The sequence below is a fragment of the Buttiauxella sp. B2 genome (assembly GCF_006376615.1).
Taxonomy (GTDB): domain Bacteria; phylum Pseudomonadota; class Gammaproteobacteria; order Enterobacterales; family Enterobacteriaceae; genus Buttiauxella.
Map to the genome: position 1 here is coordinate 335,259 of NZ_VEXQ01000002.1, position 11,874 is coordinate 347,132.

At 47.7% G+C, this 11,874-nt stretch carries 10 protein-coding genes; 2 read left to right on the forward strand and 8 right to left on the reverse strand.

Annotated elements, in window-relative coordinates; translation table 11 throughout:
• Positions 1 to 7: 7 nt before the first annotated feature.
• The 4 genes from FH968_RS04820 to pth form a co-directional block, all read right to left on the reverse strand.
• Positions 8 to 925, reverse strand: a complete 918-nt coding sequence (locus FH968_RS04820; protein WP_139877953.1) for an amino acid ABC transporter substrate-binding protein — start codon at positions 923 to 925, stop codon at positions 8 to 10.
• Positions 916 to 3,135 (reverse strand): bifunctional diguanylate cyclase/phosphodiesterase, encoded by a 2,220-nt coding sequence (locus tag FH968_RS04825; RefSeq protein WP_139877955.1) that lies wholly within the window; start codon positions 3,133 to 3,135, stop codon positions 916 to 918. Before FH968_RS04825 ends, FH968_RS04820 begins: the two co-directional genes overlap by 10 nt.
• Before the next feature lie 516 nt (positions 3,136 to 3,651).
• On the reverse strand, positions 3,652 to 4,743 hold the full coding sequence (gene ychF, locus FH968_RS04830; protein WP_064518423.1) for a redox-regulated ATPase YchF: 1,092 nt from the start codon (positions 4,741 to 4,743) through the stop codon (positions 3,652 to 3,654).
• A gap of 137 nt (positions 4,744 to 4,880) precedes the next feature.
• Positions 4,881 to 5,465: an aminoacyl-tRNA hydrolase gene (gene pth / locus FH968_RS04835; RefSeq protein WP_139877957.1), complete on the reverse strand. Its 585-nt coding sequence runs from the start codon at positions 5,463 to 5,465 to the stop codon at positions 4,881 to 4,883.
• 275 nt (positions 5,466 to 5,740) lie between these two features.
• On the opposite strand from pth, the gene ychH reads away from it, so the two are divergent.
• The gene (gene ychH, locus FH968_RS04840) at positions 5,741 to 6,019 is read left to right on the forward strand and encodes a stress-induced protein YchH (protein ID WP_139877959.1); all 279 of its coding nucleotides are present in this window, start codon (positions 5,741 to 5,743) and stop codon (positions 6,017 to 6,019) included.
• Between the two features lie 56 nt (positions 6,020 to 6,075).
• Here the strand turns inward: ychH and dauA are convergent, their stop codons facing one another.
• The 4 genes from dauA to lolB form a co-directional block, all read right to left on the reverse strand.
• Entirely contained in the window at positions 6,076 to 7,749 is a 1,674-nt protein-coding gene (gene dauA, locus FH968_RS04845) for a C4-dicarboxylic acid transporter DauA (RefSeq protein ID WP_139877961.1), read from the reverse strand.
• Between the two features lie 94 nt (positions 7,750 to 7,843).
• Positions 7,844 to 8,791: a ribose-phosphate diphosphokinase gene (gene prs, locus FH968_RS04850; RefSeq protein ID WP_008454180.1), complete on the reverse strand. Its 948-nt coding sequence runs from the start codon at positions 8,789 to 8,791 to the stop codon at positions 7,844 to 7,846.
• A 122-nt stretch (positions 8,792 to 8,913) separates the two neighbouring features.
• A complete protein-coding gene (gene ispE / locus FH968_RS04855) occupies positions 8,914 to 9,783 on the reverse strand; it encodes a 4-(cytidine 5'-diphospho)-2-C-methyl-D-erythritol kinase (RefSeq protein ID WP_139877963.1) in 870 nt (289 codons plus the stop codon).
• Positions 9,783 to 10,406 carry a lipoprotein insertase outer membrane protein LolB gene (gene lolB / locus FH968_RS04860; protein WP_139877966.1) on the reverse strand — a complete coding sequence of 208 codons (624 nt, stop codon included), beginning with the start codon at positions 10,404 to 10,406 and terminating at the stop codon, positions 9,783 to 9,785. Before lolB ends, ispE begins: the two co-directional genes overlap by 1 nt.
• A gap of 204 nt (positions 10,407 to 10,610) precedes the next feature.
• Between lolB and hemA the strand changes: the two genes are divergently transcribed.
• Positions 10,611 to 11,867 (forward strand): glutamyl-tRNA reductase, encoded by a 1,257-nt coding sequence (hemA, locus tag FH968_RS04865; protein WP_139877968.1) that lies wholly within the window; start codon positions 10,611 to 10,613, stop codon positions 11,865 to 11,867.
• Positions 11,868 to 11,874 lie beyond the last annotated feature (7 nt).

Below are 11,874 nucleotides of genomic sequence, written 5' to 3' on the forward strand. Positions count from 1 at the left end.
TTTATTGTTAGTAAGAATAAAGTTTTTCCGAGGATACTGACTTCTGCAACTCAGGCGATAATGGCAAATTAAGAGTAATTCCTTCAGGTATTATCGGCTGCAAAAACCATTTGTTATAAATGGAGATGAACTCTTTGCTCCGCATCAAGCGCTTCATGGAACGATTGATAAGACTGGTAAACGCGGCATTGTTCTTCTGCATCGGCATGCCAATAGGCAGACGCGAGCTGAGAGTGTCTTCAGACATACTAAACGCCTGTGGATGTCCAGAAAGCGCCATTTGAGCAAGAATCAGAACGTCGCTTGAGACTAGTGCGGGTGTTTTACCACTTTCAAGTTCGGAGAAGGCTTTGATGTTGTCAGTTCCGAGATCGATATTGAGGGATAACTGATGTTCAGTATTCGCTTGCTGGATGTGCCTGACAAAAACGGTTCCGCTTTTGACCATGACGGTATGTCCATTTAGTTCATTAATATCCGAAATATCATCATCTTTGCGTGAAACAAAACGGGTTGCCGAGAAGAAATAGGGCTCCGAGAAAGTCACTATTTTTTGGCGTTCTGCCGTGTATATTGTGGGGATGCATCCCATATCGATGGTTTTATTTTTGATTGTTATAAATTGGGTCGCGGTGCTGACGGGGATCCATTTAATCTTCAATGTTGAAAGATGGAGTTCCTGCTTAAGCATGCCAATCAACTCGTAGCATATGTCAATGGAATAACCCTGAGGCTTGCTACCTTCGACATAGGAAAAAGGAAATACATCAGTCTGATAACTCAGCGTAATACTCTTGCTTTGCACAATATTTGATATCAAGTCGTTGGCTCGGCTAACCGAAGGTATTAGCAGACAGATACTGAGCAAAAGTGTCGCAGCCAAAGCTAACAAGTGCTGATAAAAATGAATGGCTATTAATTGCATGTGGACTCCAGTCTGTGTTGCTCAAGTTCTACCATAGCACTGCTATTTTCCACCGGTCGCCCAAAGTGATAACCCTGCACAGTCATTTTCCCCTCACTAATGGACGCTAGATAGTCGCACTGTTGCTGCGTTTCAACACCTACGGCGGTGACGTCCAATCCCCGTTGCAGTGCGTAACGAACCAGCATGCTAACTAAGGTCTGGCTGTCTTCACATTTATCGAGCACTTCGATGAGTGTGCGAGCAATTTTAATGTGGCTAAACGGATATATAATCAGATAATCCAGTGTGGCAAAGCCCGTTCCAAATTCGTCCAATACAATACCAACGCCCAATGCCTGAATAGCATTGAGAATGGGTAAAATGACTTTACGATCGAGTTGTTCAGACCCGGTAATTTCTATTTCAAGGCGGGCAGGGTTCAGGCCACTGTCTTGCAATGCGTTGCGAATGGTATCCAATATTTTGGGATTACGAAGCTGATGTGAAGAGACATTAACCGCAACTGTTAACGCTTGCGGCCAATTGGCGGCGTCCATACACGCGTTACGAATCAGCCATTCCCCCAATGTCGCAATAAGCCCAATATCTTCAGAGACAGAAATAAAATGGTGTGGTTGCAGCAAACCTCGAACGGGATGCTGCCAACGTACCAGTGCTTCATAACCCGTAGTGTTACAACTATCGAGGCTGACGATTTTTTGATAATGCAGGAAGAACTCATTATTTATTATTCCGTCTTCAATCTCCTGACTAAAGTTCAGGTTATTTGATGGGTTCATCGTCATGCCATGAGAATAAAAATGGAAGCAGTTACGCCCGAAGCTTTTGGATGTGTAGAGCGCAAGATCAGCATGAGCGAATAAATCCTCTCGGGTATTACCATGCTGTGGTGCGCAGGAAATACCGATACTGCTGCTGATAGAAAAGATATTGCCACTACAAGAAAAGGGTTTATTAAGCGTGTCTAACACATGTTGTGCCAACACTTTTGCCTCAGAAACTGCATCGTGATGGACATACTGAAGAATGGCAAACTCGTCCCCGCCAAGACGAATGGCCATATCACCATCACTGAGTAGAGCAGACAATCGAGCTGCTGACTCAATAAGCAGTTCGTCGCCAACAACATGCCCGTAGGTGTCGTTAACTGGCTTAAAATTGTCGAGATCAATTAGCAACAGATTGAAGATGCTGCCCTGGGTTCTTAATTTTATTAGCCGACCGTCGATAGAGTTTCGATAAGAGACCCTGTTTGGTAGCAATGTCAGGGAATCATGATGCGCCATGTATTCCATTTTTTGCGCCATCTCCTGCATGCGTTGCAGATAACCGCGTTCAACCATTGCCACGCGCAATTTCTCAATCGCTTTCGCCAGTTCACCAATTTCGTCATCCTGGGTCTGGAACGGGGTTATCTGATCGGTTTTTTCATCGGCTATTAATGTCACCGCCTGGATAAGGCGAGGAACAGGCCGGAAAAGATTACGCACCAGCCAATTGACTACCACAACGGTCGCGCCGAGGATTAAAATCAACATCAGTAGGGTGTTTTTCAATAATCGGTTATGAGTGGCAAATAAAGCGTCGCGATCGCCAATGCTTGTGACAACTGCGCCTAACAGCTTGCCAGAAAAATTAACGATAGGAATTGAACCTACGAAATACTCTTTGCCGCCGATGATAATAAATCCGCGGTAATATTGTTCTAACGTGCAATTATCAGATTTCTCGCCAATAGGTGTTATCTTTTGTGCCGTGTGGGTATCGGTAAAACCCTGCTTTTTGTCATACCTCAATAGCCATACTGGATTATGAGTCTGCGTTGATATCTGACTTAGCATATCGTCCGGGTTAATCCCTGTTTGGATCAACGTCTCGTCGTCATCTAATGCATGTTCAGATTCAATGGTGATGACCTGACCTTCGTGATTGGATTTAACCGTGACGGAGGTGTAGATATTTCGAATGATAAAACTGGCAATTTGTGAATTGGAAGCAGCTTGTTTAAACCATTGCACGTGAGAAATGCGATTAACCTCGAAAACGCCCGCGCCAGAACCCACGCCATAGGCAACCAAGACACCCAGCATTAGGTAAATAGCAACTTTGCCCGTAATCGAGTGATACCAATGATATTCCCCACGCAAGTCAGAATCTTGTGTACGTGCAGGTGTAATCTCATGAGTACTGAGCTCTTTATCAACCATTTTTCTATTAATACTCTTATCCAGCGAATAAAGAAGGCTCAAAATGGAATGGTGGTCATATAACCGGTCATTTTTTAACTGTCGTTAATATATTGCTGTGCGTTATATATTTTGTTTAAAAGATGTTGGTTGTTTGTGGTGTTTTTATGTTTTTGAAAAAAAGTGTGGTTTTATTATAAGGAAGTATATCACTTACTCTTTGAAGTATAAAGTTAGCCAGTTAATGCGTCAATGACAAGTAGCTGTAAGGCATTAATTTGGGTTTTGTATTTATTACACATCCAAATGCGAGCTTGTTAATTGTAGAAAAATACATATTATTTATTGTGGATAATTAAATGTGATTGTGATTGTTTGTTTATATATACATGTTCGATGTCGTAACGTGGGCAAGATATATATATTTAATAACGAATCTGCTCACCGAAGCCATAAAAAATCCACGCAATTGCGTGGATTTTAGTCTTTTAATCAGTCGTCACGGCATCAAAAAATGGCGTGAGACAGAAAAAGGGGTTAGACGTTGAACAGGAAGTTCATCACATCGCCATCTTTAACGATGTAGTCTTTGCCTTCTGCACGCATCTTGCCGGCTTCTTTCGCGCCTTGCTCACCTTTGTAGGTGATAAAATCTTCGTACGCGATTGTCTGAGCGCGGATAAAGCCTTTTTCGAAATCAGTGTGGATTTTACCTGCAGCTTGTGGGGCAGTAGCACCAACAGGGATAGTCCAGGCACGCACTTCTTTCACACCTGCGGTGAAGTAAGTTTGCAGATTCAGCAGTTCGTAACCTGCGCGGATAACGCGGTTCAGACCGGGTTCTTCCAGACCCATTTCAGCCATGAATTCGTCACGGTCAGCGTCGTCAAGCTCAGCAATGTCAGATTCAACAGCCGCACAGACAGCAACAACCACAGAACCTTCCGCAGCAGCGATTTCGCGCACTTTGTCCAGATACGGGTTATTCTCATAACCATCTTCGTTGACGTTAGCGATATACATGGTTGGTTTCAGCGTCAGGAAGCTCAGGTATTTGATTGCTGCTTTGTCTTCTTCTGTTAAAGGTAAGGCACGTAACATACCTGCGTTCTCAAGCTGTGGCAGGCATTTTTCCAGCGCAGCCAGTTCAGCTTTTGCGTCTTTATCGCCGCCTTTAGCTTTCTTCTGCACACGGTGAATAGCACGTTCGCAGGTGTCGAGATCAGAAAGAGCCAGTTCAGTGTTAATGACTTCGATGTCGTCCGCTGGGTCGACTTTGTTATTAACATGGATGATATTGTCGTTTTCAAAACAACGCACAACGTGACCGATAGCTTCGGTTTCACGAATGTTGGTTAAGAACTGGTTACCTAGGCCTTCACCTTTGGACGCGCCTTTCACCAGACCGGCGATATCAACGAATTCCATGGTAGTTGGCAGAATGCGTTGTGGTTTAACGATTTCGGCCAGTTTGTCCAGACGTGGGTCCGGCATGGGTACCACACCAGTGTTCGGCTCAATGGTACAGAACGGGAAGTTTGCTGCTTCGATTCCCGCTTTGGTGAGCGCGTTGAACAGGGTTGATTTACCAACGTTCGGCAAGCCGACGATACCGCATTTGAATCCCATGGTTTAATTCACCTTAATTACTTGATATTCAATGAGTTGATGTAGTCTCATTGATAAAATGATCATAACTTTCCCCATTATACACGTAAACGGCATATAACGGGCGCAGAAATCCTTGCAACCCACCGTGCGGGCTACTATTGCGCCTTGAACGCATGCAGGCGATTGGTCGCTTTGGTCAGGCCTTCTTTCAGCCATACTTCAGTGCAACGTGCCGCTTCGTCAACCGCATCATCAATTAGTTTTTGCTCGCTAAGTGGCGGTTTTCCCAGCACGAAACCGACAACTTTGTTTTTATCGCCCGGATGACCAATTCCGACGCGTAAGCGGTGAAAGTTGGGGTTATTACCCAATTTGCTGATGATATCTTTCAGGCCATTATGACCACCGTGGCCGCCACCGAGTTTAAATTTCGCCACACCTGGAGGGAGATCCAGTTCATCATGTGCGACCAGAATTTCGTCTGGAGCGATGCGGAAAAAGGTGGCCATTGTGCCGACAGCTTTGCCACTGAGGTTCATAAACGTGGTTGGCACTAGCAGACGAACATCTTCTCCGGCAAGGTTTATGCGCGCTGTGTAGCCGAAGAATTTACTTTCTTCTTTAAGCGATTGGTTATGGCGCTGCGCCAGCAGATCGACATACCAGGCACCAGCGTTATGACGGGTTGCCGCATATTCCGCACCTGGGTTTGCCAGGCCAACTATTAATTTAATACTCACGTTTAATTTCCTGAATACAGACCAGAGCCGCGTAGTTTACTGCGCGCCCGGCTCGATGACAAAGTGACATTGCGGAACTGGTTAAACTATTGAATAGTCAATCGGGTTTATCATTGGAATTTCATGCTATTCAGCGAGTTATTTGTAATGTTTTGTAGTTCTTTCATTCGTAATTGTGATCTCTAATGCACATAATTCGAAGCGGTGTTGTCTATACTTTACACACAAGGAATGGGGATTTCCCCCACCGACCCAGGAACACCCGGAGGTGACATATGAAACGCAGAAACGCTTCGTTACTCGGCAATATTTTCATGGGGTTGGGGCTTGTCGTTATGGTTGGTGGTGTTGGTTACTCCATTTTAAATCAGCTCCCTCAATTTAACTTCCCGCAATATTTCGCCCACGGTGCCGTTTTAAGTATCTTTGTTGGTGCGGTGCTTTGGCTAGCTGGTGCGCGCGTGGGTGGACACGAACAAGTGGGTGACCGTTATTGGTGGGTACGCCACTTTGATAAGCGTTGTCGCCGTGATGATAACCATCGTCACAGTTAAACCTGGTTAGAAATGAAAACGGTTCTGTCTAAGAACCGTTTTTTTTTGGAGCAGATTTACCCAGCCAGTGCAGCTTGAAGGTCCGGGAAGAAAGCAAGGCGTCCTTGAATCGGTTGCACACCAGCACGAGCCAGTGTCTTCAATGGCTGAAACTCCAGATTTGTCACCCGCAGTTCACAACCTTCCGGAAGTTTTTCCACAAATCGTTGAAACGCATCCAGACCACCGGCATCCAGCACCGGGACTGCATCCCATTGCAAAATGATCACATGGTTTTGTTCAACTCGTTGGGCGAGATCATTAAATAAACCTTCGGCAGCGGCAAAAAATAGCGGTCCCGTGACGCGTAATGCAAGCACACCTTCAGGAGTATGAATGTTCACTGGGGCGAGTCGCGTCATGCGCGCTACACGACGCATAAACAGCAATGATGCCAATACGATACCCACGCTAATCGCAATTACCATGTCGAACAATACCGTCAACGACATGCAGATAAGCATGACGATGATGTCGTCTGCAGGCGCACGGCGCAGCAGGCTGACGACTTTATGAGCCTCACTCATATTCCATGCAACCATTAACAGCAGAGCCGCCATAGCCGAAAGCGGGAGCCAGGAAAGCAAAGGTGCCAATACCACCAATGCCATAATCACCAGCAGTGCGTGAACCACTGCGGCAACGGGTGAGGTTGCACCAGCACGTACGTTTGCCGCTGAGCGAGCAATCGCTGCCGTGGCCGTGATACCGCCGAAGAATGGCGCAATAATATTGCCCAGCCCTTGACCGATAAGCTCACTGTTGGCGTTGTGTTTGGTACCGGTCATACCATCTAATACGACGGCGCACAGCAATGATTCAATCGCACCTAGCATTGCCATAGAAAATGCAGCCGGGAGCAGGGCGCTTAGCAAACCCCAGCTTAGCGTGAGGTTTGAATCAGGAATATTCCACGGTAGCATTAGTTGCGGTAATAACTGTGGGATACCGCTGCCTTGCGTACCATCAGCTAGCACGTAGTGAAAGCGTGAGCCGATAGTAGCAACATCAAAGCCAAAGGCATGAACAATCGCCATTACCCCACAACCCGCCAGCAATGCCGGTAAATGCCCTGGTAAACGAATGCCCAGGCGCGGCCAGATAATCAATACGGCGAGTGTCACAACACCAATCGCCGCGTCACCGAGATTAATGGTAGGCATTGCCATCGCCAGTGCCGTCACTTTATTGAGGTAATGCTCTGGAACGTGTGTCAGCGTCAGGCCAAAGAAATCTTTCACCTGCATGGTGGCGATGGTAATCCCAATCCCGGAGGTAAAACCGAGCGTCACGGAAAGGGGAATGTATTCTATCAGGCGACCAAATCGTGCCAGACCAAATAAAATAAGAAACAGGCCAGAGATTAGCGTCGCTATCAGCAAACCGGCGAGGCCAAACTGCTGAGCGACCGGATAGAGGATAACCACGAAGGCAGCCGTAGGGCCGGAAACGCTAAAGCGTGAGCCACCACTTAACGCAATAACGATCCCGGCAATTGCCGAGGTGTAAAGGCCGTACTGAGGTGCAACTCCGCTTCCGATAGCCAAAGCCATCGCGAGTGGGATAGCAATAATCCCAACGGTAATGCCGGCAATAATGTCGCGGCTAAAACGGGATACTGTGTATTTCTCACGCCAACAAGCGTCTACCAGGGCGCGAAAAGGTAATACAGAAGAAGATACGGTTTTCACTTTGATTCCATCCGTGAGCGCATCATCTGTCAAAATGGCAGGTGATCTATAAAAGAAAAAACCCGCCGCAGCGGGTTTTTTTAAGCGAGTTCGATTAGTGCTCGAACATCGCAGAGATTGATTCTTCATTGCTGATACGGCGAATTGCTTCAGCCAGCATACCGGACAGAGTCAGGGTGCGGACGTTTGGCAGTGCTTTGATTTCATCAGACAGTGGGATGGTGTCACATACGATAACTTCGTCGATAACGGAGTTACGCAGATTGTGAACCGCGTTGCCTGAGAAAATCGGGTGAGTTGCATAAGCAAACACACGTTTAGCACCACGCTCTTTCAGCGCTTCAGCTGCTTTGCACAGGGTACCGCCGGTATCGATCATATCGTCTACCAGTACGCAATCACGGCCAGATACATCACCAATGATATGCATAACCTGAGAAACGTTAGCGCGAGGACGACGTTTGTCGATGATTGCCATGTCGGTATCGTTGAGCAGTTTTGCGATAGCACGAGCACGCACAACGCCACCGATATCTGGAGAAACTACAATTGGGTTTTCCAGGCCGATTTGCAGCATATCTTCCAGCAGGATTGGGCTGCCGAAGACGTTATCTACAGGCACATCGAAGAAGCCCTGAATCTGTTCTGCGTGCAAGTCCACGGTAAGAACACGGTCAACCCCAACACTTGAGAGGAAGTCAGCAACCACTTTTGCGGTGATTGGCACACGGGCGGAGCGTACACGACGATCCTGACGGGCATAACCAAAGTAAGGGATAACTGCGGTGATACGACCTGCAGAAGCACGGCGCAGGGCGTCGACCATAACAACCAATTCCATCAGGTTGTCATTTGTTGGTGCACAGGTGGACTGGATGATGAAAATATCACCACCGCGTACATTTTCGTTGATTTGTACGCTTACTTCTCCGTCGCTAAAACGACCGACGGCGGCGTCACCAAGGGAGGTGTACAGGCGGTTGGCAATACGTTGTGCTAGTTCCGGGGTGGCGTTACCAGCAAAAAGCTTCATATCAGGCACGAGAAAAACCTCAGGCATGCGTCCAGTGGCGGATGGTGCTACCGCATCTTATGCGGGCGGGGTAGCGCCATCCAGGCGGTGTATAAAGAGCTTGATGCAACGTCTGAAACAAGGTGACGTTGTCACCAATACTCAGCTTGCCCGGATATGGCCTGATGCAGCGGGGAGACATTAACGCCTCGCGCAACAAACCCATGCAGCCATTCCGGGGCTTGCTTAAGCACCTGGCGGGCAGCGTCCTCGGTGTCAAATTCAGCAAACACACAAGCGCCGGTGCCGGTCAGGCGCGACGGCGCGTATTCTAACAGCCAGGAAAGCAGCTCATCAACCTTACGAAAACGTTTTCTTGCGATAACCTCACAATCATTACCAAATTCACAGTTTAATAACGTGTCAATTGATCTAATCGGGGTATTTCGTGGTAGCTCTGGGTCATTAAAAATAACCGGCGTTGGAATACTGACATCCGGATGGGCAACCAGGTACCATTTTTCCGGTGGAGAGACCGGTGTAAGTTTCTCTCCCACACCTTCTGCGAATGCGGCAAACCCGCGCACAAATACTGGCACATCAGCACCGAGGGTAACACCAAGAGCAGACAGTTGATCTTCAGTCAGGCCGGTGTTCCAGATATGATTGAGCGCCACCAACACGGTTGCGGCATTTGATGAACCGCCACCTAAACCGCCACCCATTGGCAGTTGTTTTTCAACGCTGATATCAGCCCCTGCACCCTGTGGTAAAGACCCCATCAGCAGCGCCGTGTCTTGCAATAATCTTGCCGCACGAACAATTAAATTTTCATCATCTGGCACTCCTTCAATGGGAGTTTCCAGACGAATTTGACCATCATTTCGCGGCTCGATGGTTATCGTGTCGCCATAATCAAGGAACTGAAATAAAGTTTGTAAATTATGATAACCGTCATCACGACGACCGGTGATATACAAAAAAAGATTCAGTTTTGCCGGTGATGGCCAACGTTTTCTCATTATTTAACCGTCCAGCTATCCATTTTCAGTTTGATTCGCTGTGAGCCTTCGCGCAGTTCCATGTTCGACGGCAGAGCTGGTTGCACTTTGTCGTCATAATCACTGTAAACCACTTTCCACGTTTTACCGTTTTGCGTGTAGTTGACTTCACTCAGGCGGTATTGATCATCAATTTTATAATCAGTCGCTTCACCCGGAAGACCCAACATCCATTGACGCAGGCTATTTAACGGAATAGGCATTCCGGTTAAACGGCCAATCATCTCTTCGGCATTATCAGCAACGTACTTTTTACCGTTGCGATCGGTCAGTTGCACCACACCCGGCTGTGCATTTAGCTCAAGTTCAGTGCTACCTAATGGGTTGGTCAGAAGTAATCGATAACGCTCTGGCGTGGTTTGTTGCCAGTTAAAACGCGCATATACTTTTTGACTATCGGAAAGATAAGCAAAAGCTCCACGCGTCTGGTACTGGGTGATTTTTTGCACTTGTTGCTGGTGTTGTAACCACTGCGGAGAGTCAGGGCTTTTGCCAGGCCCGGTGGTTTGATGAGTGACACAACCAGCCAGAACCAGGCATGCAAGTGGCAGAAGGCGCATCAGACGGGCTTTTGGTGTCAACATAGCGGCAGCGGATCCTTATTAATCATTTTAGTTGTTAACTGTTTATGCTAGCGGCGCATAGCCAGGTCGTCTACGGTCAAGTTGTCTTAAATCATTAATTGAGCTATTACCCCACAAGGGATGGCTCTCTTTTATTGACTGCGCGCATCCTGTATGATGCGCCGAGTTAATCCTTACCAACATCGGTATTACTCAGACCGCTCAATGACCCTTTTAGCACTTGGCATCAACCATAAAACAGCTCCAGTGTCGTTGCGAGAACGTGTTACGTTTTCGCCGGATACGCTCGACCAGGCTTTGAACAGCCTGCTTGAACAGCCAATGGTACAGGGCGGAGTCGTGTTGTCTACATGCAACCGTACCGAGCTTTATCTGAGTGTTGAAGAACAAGAAAACTTGCACGAGCAGTTGGTACGCTGGCTTTGTAACTACCACAACCTTAACGAAGAGGAAGTGCGAAAAAGCCTGTACTGGCATCATGATACCGAGGCGGTAGCGCATTTAATGCGTGTTGCCAGCGGTCTTGACTCCCTGGTGCTCGGCGAACCGCAAATTTTAGGCCAGGTTAAAAAAGCCTTTGCCGACTCACAGAAAGGACATTCGCTTTCCAGCGAGCTGGAACGCATGTTCCAGAAATCCTTCTCCGTTGCGAAGCGTGTCCGCACTGAAACTGATATCGGTGCGAGTGCCGTGTCTGTTGCATTTGCGGCGTGCAGTCTTGCGCGACAAATTTTTGAGTCCTTATCAACCGTAACCGTATTGTTGGTCGGCGCAGGTGAAACTATTGAGCTGGCTGCACGTCACTTACGTGAACACAATGTGCAGAAAATGATTATCGCTAACCGTACGCGTGAACGTGCGCAGGTCCTGGCAGATGAAGTCGGTGCTGAGGTTATCAGTCTTAGCGACATTGATTCACGCTTGCAAGAAGCCGATATCATTATCAGTTCTACCGCCAGCCCGCTGCCGATTATTGGCAAAGGCATGGTGGAGCGCGCCCTGAAAGCCCGCCGCAATCAACCGTTATTGATAGTGGATATTGCCGTTCCTCGTGATGTTGAACCAGAAGTCGGCAAACTGGCGAACGCCTATCTCTACAGTGTGGACGATCTCCAGGCGATTATTCAAAGCAACCTTGCGCAACGTAAAGCCGCAGCTGTAGAAGCGGAAACCATTGTCGCGCAGGAGTGCAGAGAGTTTATGGCCTGGTTGCGTGCACAAAGTGCGACAGAAACCATCCGCGATTATCGCAGTCAGGCCGAACAAATTCGTGATGAACTGACTGCGAAGGCCGTCGCCGCACTTCAACAGGGTGCCGATGCCGAAACCGTTCTTCAGGATCTGGCCTGGAAATTAACCAACCGTTTGATCCACGCACCAACCAAATCGCTTACTCAGGCTGCCCGTGACGGGGATGATGAACGCCTGCAGATTCTGCGCAACAGCCTCGGGCTGGATTAGCAAATAA